This window comes from Enterobacter sp. 118C5, from assembly GCF_034107645.1.
Classification (GTDB): domain Bacteria; phylum Pseudomonadota; class Gammaproteobacteria; order Enterobacterales; family Enterobacteriaceae; genus Enterobacter; species Enterobacter nematophilus.
This window is the reverse complement of the sequence record NZ_JAWNEU010000001.1, coordinates 833,263-851,675: the sequence shown is the minus strand read 5'-3', so window position 1 is coordinate 851,675 and position 18,413 is coordinate 833,263. Positions and strand designations below refer to the sequence as shown.

General features: G+C 57.4%; 18 protein-coding genes. 6 read left to right on the top strand and 12 right to left on the bottom strand.

The genetic code is table 11. The features are described 5' to 3' along the window. The first annotated feature begins 66 nt into the window (after nt 1-66). A complete protein-coding gene (bioD, locus tag UTO39_RS03970; protein ID WP_061098364.1) occupies nt 67-762 on the top strand; it encodes a dethiobiotin synthase in 696 nt (231 codons plus the stop codon). Here the strand turns inward: bioD and clcB are convergent. From clcB to UTO39_RS03940, 6 genes are all read right to left on the bottom strand, one after another. Further along, entirely contained in the window at nt 697-2,007 is a 1,311-nt protein-coding gene (gene clcB / locus UTO39_RS03965; protein ID WP_320726535.1) for a voltage-gated ClC-type chloride channel ClcB, read from the bottom strand. The two genes, bioD and clcB, sit on opposite strands and share 66 nt — an antisense overlap. Nucleotides 2,008-2,108: 101 nt before the next feature. Further along, complete coding sequence (gene osmV, locus UTO39_RS03960; RefSeq protein WP_061098363.1) at nt 2,109-3,257, bottom strand: osmoprotectant ABC transporter ATP-binding protein OsmV; 1,149 nt, start codon at nt 3,255-3,257, stop codon at nt 2,109-2,111. After that, nucleotides 3,257-3,904 carry an osmoprotectant ABC transporter permease OsmW gene (gene osmW, locus UTO39_RS03955; RefSeq protein WP_028012983.1) on the bottom strand — a complete coding sequence of 216 codons (648 nt, stop codon included), beginning with the start codon at nt 3,902-3,904 and terminating at the stop codon, nt 3,257-3,259. Before osmW ends, osmV begins: the two co-directional genes overlap by 1 nt. 8 nt (nt 3,905-3,912) lie before the next feature. Beyond that, the gene (gene osmX, locus UTO39_RS03950; protein ID WP_151413851.1) at nt 3,913-4,812 is read right to left on the bottom strand and encodes an osmoprotectant ABC transporter substrate-binding protein OsmX; all 900 of its coding nucleotides are present in this window, start codon (nt 4,810-4,812) and stop codon (nt 3,913-3,915) included. Nucleotides 4,813-4,830: 18 nt separating this feature from the next. Continuing rightward, nucleotides 4,831-5,541: an ABC transporter permease gene (gene osmY, locus UTO39_RS03945; RefSeq protein ID WP_248178801.1), complete on the bottom strand. Its 711-nt coding sequence runs from the start codon at nt 5,539-5,541 to the stop codon at nt 4,831-4,833. Nucleotides 5,542-5,816: 275 nt separating this feature from the next. After that, nucleotides 5,817-6,764 (bottom strand): NAD-dependent epimerase/dehydratase family protein, encoded by a 948-nt coding sequence (locus tag UTO39_RS03940; protein ID WP_061098361.1) that lies wholly within the window; start codon nt 6,762-6,764, stop codon nt 5,817-5,819. Nucleotides 6,765-6,855: 91 nt separating this feature from the next. On the opposite strand from UTO39_RS03940, the gene UTO39_RS03935 reads away from it, so the two are divergent. Continuing rightward, on the top strand, nt 6,856-7,260 hold the full coding sequence (locus tag UTO39_RS03935; RefSeq protein WP_320726534.1) for a MerR family transcriptional regulator: 405 nt from the start codon (nt 6,856-6,858) through the stop codon (nt 7,258-7,260). A gap of 6 nt (nt 7,261-7,266) precedes the next feature. Here UTO39_RS03935 and UTO39_RS03930 read toward each other — a convergent pair whose 3' ends face one another. The 3 genes from UTO39_RS03930 to UTO39_RS03920 form a co-directional block, all read right to left on the bottom strand. Next, entirely contained in the window at nt 7,267-8,004 is a 738-nt protein-coding gene (locus UTO39_RS03930) for a YoaK family protein (RefSeq protein ID WP_061098359.1), read from the bottom strand. A 196-nt stretch (nt 8,005-8,200) separates the two neighbouring features. Next, entirely contained in the window at nt 8,201-9,385 is a 1,185-nt protein-coding gene (locus UTO39_RS03925; protein ID WP_320726533.1) for an MFS transporter, read from the bottom strand. Nucleotides 9,386-9,433: 48 nt separating this feature from the next. Next, nucleotides 9,434-10,561, bottom strand: coding sequence for an alpha/beta hydrolase (locus UTO39_RS03920; RefSeq protein WP_320726532.1), 1,128 nt, complete (start codon nt 10,559-10,561; stop codon nt 9,434-9,436). Nucleotides 10,562-10,676: 115 nt separating this feature from the next. On the opposite strand from UTO39_RS03920, the gene UTO39_RS03915 reads away from it, so the two are divergent. After that, nucleotides 10,677-11,561, top strand: coding sequence for a LysR family transcriptional regulator (locus UTO39_RS03915; RefSeq protein WP_061098357.1), 885 nt, complete (start codon nt 10,677-10,679; stop codon nt 11,559-11,561). Between the two features lie 114 nt (nt 11,562-11,675). Continuing rightward, nucleotides 11,676-12,353, top strand: coding sequence for a type A chloramphenicol O-acetyltransferase (gene catA, locus UTO39_RS03910; protein ID WP_320726531.1), 678 nt, complete (start codon nt 11,676-11,678; stop codon nt 12,351-12,353). 79 nt (nt 12,354-12,432) lie between these two features. On the opposite strand, the gene UTO39_RS03905 is transcribed toward catA, so the two are convergent. After that, entirely contained in the window at nt 12,433-12,750 is a 318-nt protein-coding gene (locus UTO39_RS03905; RefSeq protein ID WP_061098355.1) for a YebG family protein, read from the bottom strand. Between the two features lie 69 nt (nt 12,751-12,819). Beyond that, on the bottom strand, nt 12,820-13,173 hold the full coding sequence (locus UTO39_RS03900; protein WP_266178138.1) for a helix-turn-helix domain-containing protein: 354 nt from the start codon (nt 13,171-13,173) through the stop codon (nt 12,820-12,822). 333 nt (nt 13,174-13,506) lie between these two features. Between UTO39_RS03900 and UTO39_RS03895 the strand changes: the two genes are divergently transcribed. Next, complete coding sequence (locus UTO39_RS03895; protein ID WP_320726530.1) at nt 13,507-14,682, top strand: efflux RND transporter periplasmic adaptor subunit; 1,176 nt, start codon at nt 13,507-13,509, stop codon at nt 14,680-14,682. Nucleotides 14,683-14,706: 24 nt separating this feature from the next. Continuing rightward, the gene (oqxB, locus tag UTO39_RS03890; RefSeq protein ID WP_028012992.1) at nt 14,707-17,859 is read left to right on the top strand and encodes a multidrug efflux RND transporter permease subunit OqxB; all 3,153 of its coding nucleotides are present in this window, start codon (nt 14,707-14,709) and stop codon (nt 17,857-17,859) included. 59 nt (nt 17,860-17,918) lie between these two features. Here the strand turns inward: oqxB and UTO39_RS03885 are convergent, their stop codons facing one another. Next, nucleotides 17,919-18,398, bottom strand: coding sequence for an Rrf2 family transcriptional regulator (locus UTO39_RS03885; protein ID WP_061098353.1), 480 nt, complete (start codon nt 18,396-18,398; stop codon nt 17,919-17,921). Nucleotides 18,399-18,413 lie beyond the last annotated feature (15 nt).

Genomic DNA, 18,413 nt, shown 5'->3' with positions numbered 1-18,413 from the left:
ACTTCCTCCACTGAATTATTTACCTGGTTGATATTTTCGAAGCATACCCAAGAGGTGGAGTGAGTCATGCTTAAGCGTTTCTTTGTTACTGGTACAGATACCTCTGTCGGCAAGACCGTTGTATCCCGCGCATTGCTGCAGGCTCTGGCAGCAAGCGGTAAACGCGTCGCAGGGTACAAACCGGTCGCAAAAGGGAGTAAAGAGACGCCAGAGGGATTGCGAAATAAAGACGCCCTGGTGCTGCAAAGCGTCTCGTCGCTGGAACTGCCTTATCACGCGGTCAATCCTATTGCGTTAAGCGAAGAGGAGAGCAGCGTGGCGCACAGCGGCCCGATCAATTACCCCCTGTTGTCCGACGGCCTGGCGAACCTGAGCGAGCAGGTCGATCACGTGGTGGTCGAAGGGACGGGCGGCTGGCGCAGCCTGATGAATGATTTGCGCCCGTTGTCTGAATGGGTCGTGCAGGAGCAACTGCCGGTAGTGATGGTGGTGGGTATCCAGGAAGGGTGCATCAACCACGCGCTGCTGACGGCGCAGGCGATTGCCAATGACGGCCTGCCGCTGGTTGGCTGGGTGGCAAACCGCATTAATCCGGGCCTCGCGCACTACGCTGAGATCATCGACGTGCTGAGCACCAAGCTGCCCGGCCCGCTGGTTGGCGAGCTGCCTTATCTGCCTCGCGCCGAGCAGCGCGAGCTAGCGCAGTACATCGATCTCTCTGCCCTCGGTGGCGTGTTGACCGTAGATCGAGTCGTGGCGTAACGTTCGCGACAGTACGGACGCCATCACGCAGGCGACCAGTAAACCGGGCAGTAAAAAATATTGCCCGGTCATTTCACAGACCATCAGCGCCGACATAATGGGCGCATGCGTGGTCGCGGCGAGCAGCGTTGCCATTCCGGCCAGCCCCAGCAGCATCGCCGTCTCAGAACCCGGCAGCCACAGCGCGAAAAGCTGCGCGAACAGCATCCCCGTTGCCATACCGACAAACAGCGTAGGCGTAAACACCCCTCCCGGCGCCCCCGAACCGCTGCTTGCCAGCACCGCCAGCAATTTACAGATAAACACCCCGGCAATCACCGAGAGCAGCGGCGGGGCGAGAAGAAAAGCCTGAACCACGCTGTAGCCGTTCCCCCACACCTTCGGCGTCAGAAGAGAAAGCAGCCCGACGATCGAGCCGCCGAGCGCCAGCTGCCACGGCGGCGAAAGCTTAAGGCGCAGAAAAAGCCCGTGGCTGAACGCCATTAGCCACATTAGCAGCGGTCCGCAGAGGCCTGCCAGCAGGCCCATTGCGACCAGCAGAGCATAATCTGTCGCGGTGAGGATGCCGCTCAGATGGACCTCGTAGAGCGTACCGGCACCCGGTGCCAGGAGCTGCGTGGTGAGAAGCGCGACCACCGCCGCAATCACCACGGGGCCGAGCGAGGCCAGCATTAGCGTGCCAAACAGAATCTCAGCGATGAACAGGCTGCCGGCCAGGGGGGCATGGTAGGCGCTGGCCATCCCGGCGGCGGCGCCACAGGCGATCCAAAGCTTCCATTCGGATTTGGGCGTAAATCGCCTGGCGAAAAAGGAGGCGGCGAGGGCGGCAAGCAGGATCATGGCTCCTTCACGGCCGATGGCGCTTCCGCTGGCAACGACCAGCAGCGAAGCAAGAGATTTAACGAGGCTCGCGCCGTAGTCAAACTGACCGTCGCCGGTCTCCAGCGCTTCCATATAATCGGTCGGCGCGTGGGGACGCTGGGCGGTCAGGCGCTGCCATCCCCAGAGCAACAATCCGGCAGCAAGCCCACCCAGCGCAGGCGTAAGCGCGCGTCGCCAGGGAGAGAGCGACGCGGCGGCATTCACCAGGCTGCCGCTGTCGTTGCTCAGAAGCAGCCACTCCAGCAGGTACATGCTGTGACGGAACACCGCAACGGCCAGCGCGGCGAGCACGCCGGTAACGGTGGCAATCAGCAGTCGGCGAAACATCGCGCGGATGTCGGGGTAAGCGTGAAGACGTTGCATGAGTTACGACTAAACGGGGACGATACAATATTGTGGCGGGAAATCGCGGGGTTAGCAAAAGGTATGCGTGCGAAAAAGCCGGGCGATGCCCGGCCGGAAAATTAACTGTCGCTGTGAATATTCAGCGCCCGGCGCGTACGCCCTGAGCTCAGGTATTCGGCAATATAGTCCTGTGAAATTTCGCCATTATAGCGCCCGTCCTCGTCCACGATCGGCATCCAGCTGGTGTTGCTTTCATACAGACGGGAAAGCACCACGCGCAGGTTGTCCTCGGCCTTGCCGGTCATGCGGAACGGATGCAGGATGTCGGCGCAGGTACCGCTGGCGTTGCGCGCTTCGCGACGCTTCACAAAGCCCAGCGGCTTGCCGTGCTCGTCAACCACGGTAATCGCGCGAATATCGTTATCGTCCATGGTGGCAAACGCGTCAGGAAGCGGGGTAGAGCCCCGCACCGTAATGGTCGGCTGCTGGTCGGTGACGTCGCCCGCGGAGACCAGCAGCAGGCGCTTCAGCGTGCGGTCCTGGCCAACAAACGAGCCGACAAACTCGTTCGCCGGTTTCGCCAGCAGTTCATCCGGGCTGGCGCACTGGACGATTTTTCCCTGACGGAATACCGCAATGCGGTCGCCGAGCTTCAGGGCTTCGTCGATATCGTGGCTCACCAGCATGACGGTTTTTTTCAGCTTGCGCTGCATCTCCAGGAACTGGTTCTGGATCACCTCACGGTTGATCGGGTCCACCGCGCCGAACGGTTCATCCATCAGCAGCACCGGGGGATCCGCCGCCAGGGCGCGAATAACGCCAATACGCTGCTGCTGGCCGCCGGACATCTCGCGCGGATAGCGGTGGAGGAACTTGTGCGGATCCATCGCCACCATATCCATCAGCTCTTCGGCGCGGGCTTTGCACCGCGCTTTATCCCAGCCCAGCATGCGCGGCACGACGGTGATGTTCTCTTCAATGGTCATGTTCGGGAACAGGCCAATCTGCTGGATTACGTAGCCAATGTTGCGGCGCAGGGTCACGGTGTCCATCCCGCTGGTGTCCTCGCCGTTAATCAGGATGTTCCCGCTGCTTGGGGTGATGAGGCGGTTAATCATCTTCAGGGTGGTGGTTTTCCCGCAGCCGGACGGGCCGAGCAGGACGCACATTTCCCCTTCAGGCACGTTGAGGTTGACGTTATCGACGGCCTTAAAGGTCTGGCCGTGCTTCTGTGAAAATTGTTTGGTGAGGTTTTCCAGTTTTATCATTATCGAATCCCCTTTGGAGTCAGAACCACCTGCAGACGGTGCAGCAGCCAGTCGAGCACAATCGCTAAAAGACAGATCATCAGCGCGCCCGCAATCAGCATACGAATATCGCTTCCGCCGATGCCGTTAAGCAGCAGCAGGCCAAGCCCGCCCGCGCCTATCACGGCGGCGATTGCCATCACGCCGATGTTCATTACCACGGCGGTGCGGATCCCGCCGAAAATCACCGGCAGCGCCATCGGAATTTCCACCCAGCGCAGACGCTGCCAGAACGTCATGCCGATGCCGCGTCCGGCTTCGCGCAGGCCCGGCGGCAGGCTGTCCAGTGCCGTGTGGGTGTTACGCACGATCGGCAGCAGCGAGTAGAGAAACACCGCCGTTATAGCGGGCAGGGCGCCAATCCCCTGACCGATCAGCGAAAACAGCGGGATCATCAGGCCAAACAGGGCAATGGACGGGATGGTCAGCACGATGGTCGCTATCCCCAGCACCGGCGTCGCCAGCCACTTGTGGCGGACAATCAAAATGCCCAGCGGGACGCCGATGATAATCGCTAAGCCCACGGCCAGCGCCACCAGCCACAGATGCTGCAGCGTCAGGGTTAACAGATAGTCCCAGTTGTCCAGAATGTAGTGAACGGTATCCATAGCGCCTCCTACAGCAGCTGCTTGCTACGCAGGAAATCGCGGGCGACCTGCTGCGGTGACTGATGGTCGATATCCACCTTCTTGTTCAGCTCGGTGATAACGTCGTTGTTGAGCTGGGCAGAGAGGGTATTGAGCGCCTCTTCCAGACCGGGGTTGGCCTCCAGGGTGTCCTTGCGCACCACCGGGGTGACCGCGTAGCTCGGGAAGAAGCCTTTATCATCTTCCAGCACTTTGAGATCAAAGCCCTTCACGCGTCCGTCGGTGGTGTAAACCAGCCCGGCGTCGACGAAGCCGTCGCGCACGGCGTTATAGACCAGACCCGGGTCCATCTGCCGGATTTGCGGACGGTCCAGATCCATCTTATAGGCCTCCTGCAGCGGCTTCATGCCGTCGCTGCGCCCGGCAAATTCGAGGTCTAAGCCCAGCAGCCAGTTTTTGTCCGGGTTGGTTTTGCGAACCTGCTCAATTTTCGCCACCATCTCTGACATGGTGTTGATATGCTCCGCCTCGGCGCGCTTGCGCTGCATGGCGAAGGCATAGGTGTTGTTCATGTCGGCGGGTTTGAGCCATACCAGACCGTGCTTCGCGTCGAGGCGCTTCACCGTCTCGTATGATTCCTGCGGCGACATGCGCTTGTTGATGTGGTTGAAGATGATCAGCGACGTGCCGGTGTACTCCCAGGTCATATCAATCTGCTTGTTGATCATCGCGTTGCGGGAGATCACCGTGGCGATATTGGTTTTTGGCTGAACCTGGAAACCTTTCTTTTGCAGGTACTGTACGGTCATTGCCGAGAGAATATGCTGCTCGGTAAAGCTCTTGGTCGCCAGAATCAGCGGGGCTGCCAGCGCCTGGCCGGTGAACAGCGCCGCGGCACACAGCGCCGTCAGGCTGGAAAACAGTCTCATAAAAGCTCCTTGTTATTGTTATCGAGCGAGATGGGGGCTCATCACGCGACCCAGCGCCGCCAGCAGGGTGTCGAGGATCAGGGCGAACAGGGCGGTGGCCGCCGCGCCGAGGATCAGGGTCGGGAAATCGTTCAGATAAATGCCCGGGAAAATCAGCTCGCCGTAGCTGCTGGCGCCAATCAGGAACGCCAGCGGCGCGGTGCCGACGTTAATGGCGGTGGCGATGCGGATCCCCGAGAGCATAACCGGCCAGGCGTTGGGCAGCTCAACCTGACGCAGGCGCTGCCATTTCGTCATGCCAATGCCGTTTGCCGCTTCCAGCAGCGACGACGGGACCGAGCACAACCCGGCGTAGGTATTGCGCACAATCGGCAGCAGCGAGGCGAGGAACAGGGCGATGATGGCAGGCGTATCGCCGATACCTATCACCACCATCGCCAGCGCCAGCACGGCCAGCGGCGGCAGGGTGTTGCCAACGTTGAATATTTGCATCACGTATTCGGCGACGCCCCGCGCGGCCGGACGACTCAGCAAAATACCGGCCGGAATGCCCACCAGCAGGGCAAAAAACATCGACGAGAAAACCAGAATCATGTGCTGTTGCCCGAGGTAGACCAGGTCAACCTGGCGCGCCTTGATTGTCTCAAGCCCGATTCCCCAGACGAGGAGGGCGAGGACCACGAAAATGGCGCCGACAAACAGCAGCGAGCGTTTGAGTAATGGGTGCATTGCGGTGTGTCTCCCTGTGCGCATGCGTTATAGCAACCGACGGTTGCCTGTTGTTATGCCATGTTTCGGCAGGGGTAATTGACCTATAGCAAGCGTTTGGGAAGGGTTCCAGCGAAGGGGTGAAATCAGTAACCCTATGAAACTAGTGGCAACCTTCAGCCAGGCCTGATGGCATAAGGGCTGATTGTCGGGCAGGCAGAATAGTCCTAAACACGAGATTGTAATGTGACGTTGTCACAATTTAGGGGCCGCCCCCTGACGGTGCGGCAACGTAGTTATGCTGTTTTATATGTTTTCGAATTCCACTCATGCCAGATGCTTTCAAGCCCTTGTCGGTAAGGGGTAACGGCGAATTCGGGGAAACGCTGCCTGAACTTCGTTGAATCAAAGAGATTGTCAGCGTCATATCTGGGCAACAGTTCCCACATTTCGCGCGCACCCTGCGAAAACAGCGCCGTCGCGGCGAATGCCAGCTTGCCCGGCACGGCGTAGTCCGCTTTCTGGCCGAAGATCTCACAGGCGAGAGTGACAAACTTTTGATACGTCAGCCTTTCGTCGCAGCAGGGTAAATGCCACGTCTGCCCGAAGGCCTCCGGCGTATTGCCCAGCAGGGCGAGCGCGCGGCTGGCATCTGGCGTCCAGATGAGGGTGCGACGCGTATCGTCACGTACCGGAACGCGCGGGCGTTTGTGCTGCTTAAGCCTGTCGATAATGAGCGCGTTCGTGAAGCTCTGCGTTTTCTCAGGCCCGTAAAACTCCGGTGCCCGACCAATGAGAACGGGAATATCGCCCCGCTGCATTTCATCAAGCACCCGGTTGGCCATCAGCGCACGCACGTTGCCTTTCCGTCCCCGGGGCGCAAAGCGCGTCTCTTCGGTTTGCGGCACGTCGTTCTGAGGATACATATAGGTATTATCAAAATAGACGAATTTTGCGCCCGCGCTTCGCGTGGCTTGCAGGGCGTTTTCTAGCATGGTCGGAAACTGGCGCTCCCAGAGCGCGGAATCTGGCGGCAGACCGGCAGTAAAATAGACCGTGTTGCTGCCGTTGACCGCCTTCTGCGTCTGCTGTGCATCCAGGAGGTTGGCCGCAAAGAGGGTATCGCTGGCGTTGATTTTCTGCGGATGGCGGCTGACCAGCCTGATATCGTCGGTATAGCCGCGTTTTAGCTCGCGGGCCAGTTCAAGGGCTATTTGCCCGCTGGCTCCCAGAATAGTTTGCATTTTAGCTCCGTGAGAGATGGCGATCCGGTTGACCTTATAAAAAGTTTAAGATTAAAGTTAACTTTAAGGTCAATATGCCAGAGCTAAAGAAATGAAAATTGGCGAGCTGTCGAAAATGACGGGGATCGCCCCGTCGCGAATTCGGTTTTATGAAGCGGAAGGCTTACTGCCACGGCCAGTAAGGCAGGGAAACGGATATCGCGTATATTCTACGAACGCTGCCGCGCTGCTGAAAATCATCGATAACGCTCAGCGCACCGGGTTTACGCTCGAGCAAATACGCCGCTTCCTGCCGCAGCCGCAACAGCGCTGGGATCATGAAGCACTGATCGAATCCCTTAAGACGCGCATTACGCAGATAGAGGCTATGCAAAAGCAGCTCGAGGAAAACAGAAGAGAGCTGCTGGACCTGGTCACGAGTATCGCGAACCGGCCGGAGGGGATCGCCTGTGACGACAATATACAGCGCCTGCTGGGGCAGCTGCAGGGCGATTGACCGGGTTCACGCCGCTGCGCGCACCCGGCGAACGCGCGTCGAGACGGTAATAATGGAAACCGTCGCAACAATCGTGAGCATCAGCCCCAGCGCCAGCATGGCGTTAAAGCCAACCCATCTGAACAGCAGCAGCCCTGCGATACCCCCGGTCATAAACGAGAAAATGGTGGTTAAGTGGGTTTTCAGCTGACTTTTTTGCGCCGCGGTATCCTTCGAGTAATCCCTGCGGAGCATCGCCACCAGCACGGAAGCCAGCGATATGCCTGCATCCGTCAGCGTACCGGTGATATGCGTCGATCTCACCCGTCCGCCGGAGAGCTGCGTGGAGGTTGAATTATGAATGCCCATCAGGCCGCACAGAAAAATAATAATCTCGCGGTTGCTCGTGAGAGCGTGGAAATACATCTCGTAGAGAGAGACGCCGGTCAATAGTACCCCCTCGACAAAAAGAATTTGGCAAAAAACCAGCCTGATATTATGGATAATGCCCCATAGCACAATAAGACGGGCAAGGATTGCGCCGGTGACAAAAGAGAGAATAATCGAGCCAAAGAAAATCATGTCGCTCAGATCGGTGGAGGAGACTTCGCTGGATAATTGTGAGGTGTTGCCGGTCATGTGAGAGGGGAAAAAGCCAAATGCCCCAAGGGCGATGGCGTTAAGCAAACCTGCCGAGGTCGCCAGCCAGAGGGCAAGCCGGCGATCCTCCTTATGCGTTCGTTCTTTCTTGAGTCTAATCAGCAAGAATACCTCCGGGTTGAGCTTTGCCTGACTATCAGGCTAGCAAAGCGGTGCAACGGGCTGTCCAGGATATGGCTTAATTATTATTCCCTCTGACAGGCTTCAGGGTTTTGTAATTAAATAAAATATCCTTACTCAAGATGCGGATGTGAATAATTAAAACCCTGCCGTTATTTCCGCTACCTTTATCCCCGCCGCGTTATCGATGGATACGTGAAAGCATAAACGTCAGCACGGCCGCACTGAGGAGCAATATTCCACTCAGGGCAAACGTGCTCTGCCAGCCGAGACGATCGAGCGCTATACCGCCCGCCGTTGAACCCAGCGCAATGGCGAGCTGGATCACCGCGACCATCAACCCACCGCCCGCTTCGGCACTCTCCGGCAGCGTTCGGGCGATCCACGTCCACCAGCCCGTCGGTGCCGCCGTCGCCAGCATTCCCCACAGGCCTGACAGCAGGGCAACAATCCACACGCTGTGCCCGGTCAGAATCAACGCGCCAGCGATGGCGGCCATCAGCAGTGGAATGGCTATCAACGTCAGGTAAAACGCCGCGTTCAGGACCAGCGCAACGAGCAGGGTGCCAACAAAACCGGCAATCCCGATGGTGAGCAAAATCAGCGACAGCCCGGAGGCGCTGACGTGCGTGACGGTCTCAAGAAAAGGGCGTACGTAGGTAAACAACGCAAACTGCCCCATAAAGAACAGGCCGCAGGCCATCAGTCCGACGGAAACGACGGGCTGGCGGAACAGCCGAAAGACGCTTTCGCCTGACGCTCCGTTTTTACGCCCGTTCATATCCGGCAGGCTAAAACATTGCCAGATGAATGCCGCTACCGCCACGGGCATCAGGCAAAGGAAGGCGCCGCGCCAGCCGATGGTGGCTCCCAGGTAGCTGCCAAGCGGGGCGGCAACCACCGTTGCCAGCGCGTTACCGCCGTTGAAAATAGCCAGCGCACGAGTCACCTGATGCGAAGGAACAAGGCGAATAGCCGTTGCCGCAGACATGGACCAGAACCCGCCGATGGCGATGCCGATCAGCGCGCGGGCGGTCATATACGTCGGATAGTTCGGGGCAAAGGCAATAATCAGCCCCGAGAGAGCCATCAGTATCGTCATGCCCAGCAGAAGGTGTTTACGATTCATATTCCCGGCAAGCCGGGAGAGGAAGAGGCTGGTCAGTACCGCCAGCGCGCCGGAGATTGCAATACCCTGGCCTGCAAGCCCCTCCGTAACGCCTAAATCTCCGGCAAGCGGGGTGAGCAGGCTCACGGGCATAAATTCTGAGGCAATCAGGACGAATACGCAGAGGGTCATGGCAAAAATACCGCCCCAGTGCGCAGGTTCCTCATGCTGTGAGGTAGCGTGGCTTAATGTGGACATAGTCAGATTTCGCGCAGGGCCGCCCGTCAAAACGGGCGGCAGAAGGGTTTATTTCAGGCTGGTTTTGAAGAACTGTTCAAACTGAGCAAACGGGATCTTCCCGGCAGCATTGTCGTAGAGATCGACATGGTTTGCACCCGGGACAATCACCAGCGCTTTCTGCTTGCTGCCGACTGCTTTAAACGCATCTTCGGCGAAATAGCGGGAGTGTGCTTTTTCACCGGTGACGATAAGCGTCGGGATAGCGATCTCCCCGGCATAGCTCAGGAGCGGCATGTTCATGAACGAGAGCGGCATCGTCGCAGTCCATGCGCCGGTTGAGTTAACGGAACGCGCATGGAAGCCGCGCGGCATACGGTAGTAATCGTAAAACTCTTTCAAAACCGGATGCGGATCGGCAGGCAAGGCTTCTGGCAGAATACGCTCGGCCGCGGTCACTTTGCCATTTTCGTCAACATAAATGTCATGGCCACCCTGCGCAAAGGTGCCGCTCTCGGCATCCTTCCAGCGCTGCTCGTTCAGGTATTGCAGCACAGCATGGCGATCCGCCGCTGAATAACGATCTTTCCCGTCGCCCACGCCGTGACCCATCGCCCGGCTCATGTCATACATTACGCTGGTGGCGACGGCTTTCACGCGCGTATCCATAGATGCCGCATTCAGCGCCATACCGCCCCAGCCGCAGATGCCAAGAATACCGATGCGGTTACGGTCGACCTCTTTCTGCAGACCCAGGAAATCTACCGCGGCGCTGAAATCTTCGGTGTTGATGTCCGGGGACGCGACGTTGCGCGGCTGGCCGCCACTTTCGCCCGTGTACGACGGGTCGAACGCCAGGGTTACAAAACCTTTTTCCGCCAGGGTCTGCGCATAGAGGCCGCTGGACTGCTCTTTGACCGCGCCGAATGGCCCGCTGACGGCAATCGCCGCCAGCTTACCGTCTCCGCGGTTTTTAGGAAGATAAAGATCGCCTACCAGGGTAATCCCGTAGCGGTTCTGGAAGGACACCTTGCGGTGGTCGACCTTGTCGCTCTCGGCGAAGGTTTTATCCCAGGTGGTGACCATCGAAACAGGCGCGTTTGGGTTGATGGTTTCTGCATAGCTCATTGTTGTAACTCCACTTAATGATGCGCATAGCAGCATCGCAACGGACAATTTTTGGGTGAATGTTTTCATGAAAAGATCCCCTGTGCTGTTGTGTTGCGGTCATTATAGTTAGCAGTAATAGTGCTGATTAGAGGCTGAAACATGCTAAGATTAATATCATATTGTTATGAATAGGCGAGGCAGGATGGCGAAGCGAGAAAATTATAATGAGCTGTACCTGTTTATGCAGGTGGTGCGGGAGGGGAGCTTCACGGCGGCTGCACAACGGCTCGGGCTGGCGCAGTCCGGCATCAGCCGCTCGGTCCGCGAACTGGAGGAGCGGCTGGGCGTCCAGCTTCTTGTTCGCACCACGCGCAAGCTGTCGCTCACCCACGCCGGGGAACAGCTCTATCAGACCGCCGGATCCGCGTTCGATGAGCTCGATTCGGGCCTGGCGACCCTGGCACATTATCGTCAAACGCCGTCCGGTACGGTGCGCATCAACGCCAGCCAGCACGCCATCGACAAATGTCTGCTGCCAAAGCTCGCCATTTTTAAACAGCGTTACCCGGATATCAGGCTCGAGCTGATGAATGAAAGCCGCTTCGTTGACATTATCACCGAGCGGTTTGATGCGGGCGTAAGGCTGGGGCCGGAGGTGGGGCCGGGAATGATTGCGGTGCGCATCACGCCTGACATGGAAATGGCCGTCGTGGCCGCCCCGGGACACTTCAGGCGCTACGGTTTTCCCCAGACGCCGGCCGATTTGGTGGCTCATCCCTGCATTGCCTATCAGTTTGCCGATGGCAGTGATTATCAGTGGGAGCTGGTTCAGGACGGGAAAAAAATCACCCATCGGCCAGAAGGGCAGTGGGCGCTGTCGGACAGCTATATGGAGGCCGAAGCCGCCCGGCTGGGGCTGGGGCTGGCCTATGTCCCGCTGGAGCTGGTAGCTGACGATCTGGAGCGAGGAACGCTTATCCGCGTATTGCAACGCTACAGCCTGCGCATGGATGGGCTGTATCTCTATTACCCGCACCGCAACGTGTCGCCCGCGCTGAGAGCGGTAATTGATACGCTGAAAATTTGATTACTGCGATAGCGGTTATTCTGAGACATTGTCTCCACGGACGTCTGATTGCTTGATTGATGAAAAAAAATTAGGCTAACATCAGATATGTAATGGCTCATTAAGAGTTAAAAAATGAAAAAAATACTCCCGGAATATACGTCCGTTGACTTATCTCGTTGGGCAAGGAAGGAACATTTTGAAATTTTTCAGGGGTTCGCTCAGTCGACGTTTAACCAGACGGTTTTAATCGATATTACCGCGCTGTTAAAACATATCAAATCGGTTGGCTGGAAATTTTACCCGACGATTATTTTTCTCATTTCTAAGATCGTCAACAGTCGTCCTGAGTTCCGTATGGCCATGAAAGACAATGAGCTTATTATATGGAACGAAGTTCATCCAAACTATACCATTTTCCATAATGAAACAGAGACGTTTTCATCATTATGGAGCCATTACGATGGCAATATTCAGCACTTCCAGAAGACCTACGCTGAAGACATTGCGCGCTACGGTAATAATCTTGCTTATTGGCCTAAGGACGAATCCAGGGAAAATATCTTTTTCATATCAGGTATTCCCTGGGTGAGCTTTACCAGCTTTAACGTTAACGTTGCGCACATGAAGAACTTTTTTGCCCCTATGTTTACGCTTGGAAAATACTACGAACACGATGGCAAAGTATTATTACCCCTCGCCGTTCAGGTTCATCATTCCGTGTGCGATGGTTTCCATGTGGCAAGGCTGTACAATGAGTTGCAAGAGATGATTGATGCCTTGCCGCGCGACTCGGCTCAACCCAGCGCGTGATGCGCCAGGCGCTGACGTTAATAAAAAAGCCGCAAGCAGCATGCTGCTTGCGGCGTCAGGTTCGGTGACGATGTGCCGATCAGGCAGCTTTTACCGCTCTGATTTTTTTACTGTCAGCCGCATCTGATTCGGTTTTATCATCAGCCGCAGGGGCATCGAGAGCAGGGAGCTTGCTGGTCCGCAGAATATGCTGCACGGTCTCTTTCTGCTCGGCGAGATACAGACCAAGATTTTCAGCCTGCGTTTCATCCATCTGCATTCCGCTTTGCAACAGCCAGTCGGTGAACGCGTCTGCCATGTCGAGCAGCTTGTCGTGAGCGTCAGCCTCTTTCTTACTGGCAAATGTCATTTTCTCTTCACCTTTTCTTACGACAACATATTTTATTTCAACAGCCATCACGCACCTCTCATACTGTATTTATATACAGTGTATCAGCTTCGGGATGATGTTGCAGTAAAAAGTGAGCTACTGGTGCATCGGCTGCGTTTCACGACCGCCGATACTGCGTCTCCATGCGCCAGGTGCCTGACCGTACTGGCGTTTGAAACTGCGGTTGAAGGACTGCTGAGAGTCAAACCCGAGCGCAATCGCCACGTTCAGGATGGGCTCATCGCTGTGTGCCAGGCGCTCAACCGATTTTTGCAGCTTTTGCGCGCGAATATATCCGGCGAGGGGATAGCCCGTGTGCTCTTTAAACAGGCGCTGGAGGTGCCATTTCGAATAGCCGGAGCGCCTTGAGACGGTCTCAATGTCCAGGCGACTGTCGAGGTTGTTATCAATCCAGTCGAGTAAATCATGCATAAATGCGCCAGTGTTCATCAGGTTTCCCCCACGCAGCGATAGAAAAGTATCTTTATCTGTTGCATTTTAAGGTGGCCTGGTTTCACGATAATTGCAAGTTTTATTGTTGCATTTAAATCCTTACCCAAAACGGGCCTTTTATCGACGACGCAAATAGCACATAAAGTGCAACAATTATTCTTGCACTTAGTTAGGCGCATTCCTACAATCGCCGCGATAGTGTATTCGAAACTGTTACAGTTTTGTGGCGATGAACGACACAAATGGCCTTAAGCCAGCCCGGACAAAGGAAGTGGCGCGGCGCCTCCCGCTGCGTCTTGCCCGGCGGCTACAATTACCGGAATAAAAATAATGAGCCTGCAAAAAACCTGGGGAAACTATCATCTGAATGCGCTGGGAGCGATGCTGCTCTCCGTGCTGCTCGTCGGATGTGATGACAGCGTCGCGCAAAACGCCGCGCCGCCCGCGCCCGCCGTCAATGCTGCTGACGTGGTTGTGAAATCTATTAGCCAGTGGGATAGCTTTAACGGCCGGATTGAAGCTGTGGAAAGCGTGCAGCTTCGTCCCCGCGTCTCTGGCTACATCGACAAAGTGAATTTCACCGACGGCCAGGAAGTGAAAAAGGGCGAGGTGCTGTTCACGATTGATGACCGAACCTATCGCGCCGCGCTGGAGCAGGCGCAGGCGACGCTGGAGAGAGCCAAAACGCAGGCCAGCCTGGCGCGAAGCGAGGCTAACCGTACCGATAAATTAATCAATACCAACCTGGTATCCCGTGAAGAGTGGGAGCAGCGCCGTTCGGCCGCCATTCAGGCGCAGGCCGATATTCGCGCGGCCCAGGCTGCGGTAGACGCCGCGCAGCTGAATCTCGACTTCACCAAAGTGACGGCACCTATTGATGGCCGCGCCAGCCGGGCGTTAATCACCAGCGGCAATCTGGTCTCCGCGGGCGACAGCGCCAGCGTGCTTACCACGCTGGTCTCGCAGAAGACGGTTTACGTCTACTTTGACGTGGACGAGTCAACCTATCTTCACTATCAAAATCTCGCCCGCAACGGTCAGAGGGCGTCCAGCCACCATACGGCGCTACCGGTTGAGATCGGCCTTGCCGGCGAGGAGGGCTACCCCCATCAGGGCAAAGTGGATTTCCTTGATAATCAGCTTACGCCGAGTACCGGTACGATCCGCATGCGCGCGCTGCTGGATAACGCGCAGCGTCAGTTCACGCCGGGACTCTTTGCCCGCGTGCGCCTGCCGGGCAGCGCTGAATTCCAGGCCACGCTTATTGACGACAAAGCGGTGCTGACTGACCAGGATCGCAAGTATGTTTATATCGTGGACAAAGAGGGCAAAGCGCAGCGTCGCGATATTACGCCGGGGCGTCTGGCCGACGGTTTACGCATCGTGCAGCAGGGGCTGAAACCTGGCGATAAGGTCATCGTTGACGGTCTACAGAAAGTGTTCATGCCGGGTATGCCGGTGAACGCGAAAACCGTCGCCATGACTGCCAGCACCGCCCTCAACTGATCACTTGACCAGAGAATCCTTCCCATGGACTTTTCCCGCTTTTTCATCGACAGGCCGATTTTCGCTGCCGTACTGTCGATTCTGATTTTTATCACAGGATTAATCGCCATCCCGCTTCTGCCGGTGAGCGAATATCCTGACGTCGTACCGCCAAGCGTGCAGGTGCGCGCGGAGTATCCGGGCGCCAACCCGAAAGTGATTGCCGAGACCGTGGCGACGCCGCTGGAAGAGGCAATCAACGGCGTTGAGAACATGATGTACATGAAATCCGTCGCCGGCTCGGACGGCGTGCTGGTCACTACCGTCACGTTCCGTCCGGGTACCGATCCGGATCAGGCGCAGGTGCAGGTGCAAAACCGCGTCGCGCAGGCCGAGGCGCGTCTGCCGGAAGACGTGCGGCGCCTGGGCATCACGACGCAGAAGCAGTCGCCAACGCTGACGCTGGTGGTGCATCTGTTCTCGCCCAACGGTAAGTACGATTCACTGTACATGCGCAACTACGCCACGCTGAAGGTGAAGGACGAGCTGGCGCGTCTGCCCGGCGTAGGCCAGATTCAAATTTTCGGTTCCGGTGAATACGCCATGCGCATCTGGCTGGACCCGAACAAGGTCGCGGCCCGCGGGCTGACAGCCTCGGACGTGGTCACTGCAATGCAGGAGCAGAACGTGCAGGTGTCCGCCGGGCAGCTTGGCGCCGAGCCGCTGCCGAAAGAGAGCGATTTCCTGATCTCCATTAACGCCCAGGGTCGTCTGCATACCGAAGAAGAGTTTGGCAACATTGTCCTGAAAACGTCGGAGGACGGTTCGGTCGTCCGCCTGCGCGACGTGGCGCGTATCGAGATGGGTTCCGGCAGCTATGCGCTGCGTTCCCAGCTTAACAACAAAGACGCGGTCGGGATTGGTATCTTCCAGTCACCGGGTGCGAACGCCATCGATCTGTCTAACGCGGTGCGCGCCAAAATGGACGAACTGTCCACCCGTTTCCCGGAAGATATGAAGTGGGCGGCACCTTACGATCCGACGGTGTTCGTGCGCGACTCCATCCGTGCGGTGGTGCAAACCCTGCTGGAAGCGGTAGTGCTGGTTGTACTGGTGGTGATCCTGTTCCTGCAAACCTGGCGTGCGTCGATCATTCCGCTGATCGCGGTGCCGGTGTCGGTGGTGGGGACGTTCAGCATTCTCTATCTGCTGGGCTTTTCGCTTAACACCCTCAGCCTGTTCGGGCTGGTGTTGGCCATCGGTATCGTGGTGGACGACGCCATCGTGGTGGTGGAAAACGTCGAGCGAAACATTGAAGAGGGGCTTGCGCCGCTGGCGGCCGCGCATCAGGCGATGCGTGAAGTCTCCGGGCCCATTATCGCGATTGCGCTGGTGCTGTGCGCGGTGTTCGTGCCGATGGCGTTCCTCTCCGGCGTTACCGGTCAGTTCTACAAGCAGTTTGCGGTGACGATAGCGATTTCCACGGTGATCTCCGCCATCAACTCGCTGACGCTTTCTCCGGCGCTGGCTGCGCTGCTGTTAAAACCGCACGGGGCGCCGAAAGACTTCCCGACCCGGCTTATCGATCGCCTGTTCGGCTGGATTTTCCGTCCGTTTAACCGCTTTTTCCATCGTAGCTCGAACGGCTATCAGGGACTGGTAGGCAAAACGCTGGGCAGACGCGGCGCGGTGTTTGTGGTGTATCTGCTGCTGCTGTGTGCCGCGGGCGTCATGTTTAAAGCGGTACCCGGCGGGTTTATTCCGACGCAGGATAAGCTCTACCTGATTGGCGGCGTGAAGATGCCGGAAGGCTCGTCGCTGGCGCGCACCGACGCGGTGATCCGCAAAATGAGCGAAATCGGCATGAATACCGAAGGCGTGGACTACGCGGTGGCTTTCCCGGGGCTGAACGCGCTGCAGTTCACCAACACGCCGAATACCGGGACGGTGTTCTTCGGCCTGAAGCCGTTTGACCAGCGCAAGCACTCTGCGGCGGAAATTAACGCGGAGATTAACGCCAAAATCGCGCAAATCCAGCAGGGCTTTGGTTTCTCCATTCTGCCGCCGCCGATTCTGGGGCTGGGTCAGGGGTCAGGCTACTCGCTGTATATTCAGGATCGCGCGGGTCTGGGCTATGGCGCGCTGCAAAACGCGGTGAACACCATGTCCGGTGCGATTATGCAGACGCCTGGGATGCACTTCCCGATCTCCACCTATCAGGCTAACGTTCCGCAGCTGGACGTGCAGGTTGACCGCGATAAGGCGAAAGCGCAGGGCGTGTCGCTGACCGATCTGTTCGGTACGCTGCAAACCTATCTGGGCTCGTCGTACGTGAACGACTTCAACCAGTTCGGACGCACCTGGCGCGTGATGGCGCAGGCAGACGGGCAGTTCCGCGACAGCGTGGAAGATATTGCGAATTTACGCACCCGGAATAGCCAGGGCGAAATGGTGCCGATTGGCAGTATGGTGAAAATCACGACCACCTACGGGCCGGATCCGGTGATCCGCTACAATGGCTACCCGGCAGCGGACCTGATCGGCGATGCCGACCCGCGCGTGCTCTCGTCCGCGCAGGCAATGACGCAGCTGGACGCGATGTCTAAGCAGATCCTGCCGAACGGAATGAATATTGAATGGACGGATCTGAGCTTCCAGCAGGCCACGCAGGGCAATACGGCGCTGATCGTCTTCCCGGTCGCGGTGCTGCTGGCGTTCCTGGTGCTGGCGGCGCTGTATGAAAGCTGGACGCTGCCGCTGGCGGTGATCCTCATTGTTCCGATGACCATGCTTTCCGCGCTGTTTGGCGTCTGGCTGACCGGGGGCGATAACAACGTCTTCGTGCAGGTGGGGCTGGTGGTGCTGATGGGGCTGGCCTGTAAAAACGCGATTCTTATCGTGGAGTTTGCCCGCGAGCTGGAAATTCAGGGCAAAGGCATCATGGAAGCGGCGCTGGAAGCGTGCCGCCTGCGTTTACGTCCGATTGTGATGACCTCCATCGCCTTTATCGCCGGGACTATTCCGCTGATCCTCGGCCACGGCGCGGGCGCAGAAGTGCGCGGCGTCACCGGGATTACGGTCTTCTCCGGGATGCTGGGCGTAACGCTGTTTGGTCTGTTCCTGACGCCGGTGTTCTACGTGACGCTGCGTAAGTTCGTCACGCGCGGCAAAGTGGAAAGAGAGGTTCTGCCCGCGTAGGGATACCGCAGATAACAAAAAACCGCCTTTATCGTAAAGGCGGTTTTTTTTCGCGAAAATTACTGGGCTTTTTTGTACTGGGCAATGAGTTCAGGTAAAGGATCGCACCCGCTGGTATCGGCTTTTTTGACCTCGTCCAGCGCGCTTGCCACGGTGTGGCGCGCTAATACCGCGAGCGAAGCCTGCTCTGCTTCTTCGGAAATCGATTTGAAGTACCAGCAGGCGTTGGCGCTGACCACGCAGCGGGCCGGCACGTCCGGGCGCGACGCCCAGAGTTTTTTATCTTCGGTGACTGAAAGGTAGATATCGCGCAGGGTAATCTTTTCCGGCGGACGTCCAAGATGGATTGAGCCGTTGCGGCCAAGCGTTGAGACGATAATGCCGTCACGCGTGAGTGGAACCATCAATTTGCGGATAAAGCTCGGGTTGGCTTCCAGGCCGTAGGCCAGAATCGCACTCGTCGAACGTTCTCCTAGTTGCTCCGCCATCGCTACGCTGAGAACCATCTGCAAAGCTGTCGGGAAGCGGTAATCTAACATTTCTCTTTCCTGGGT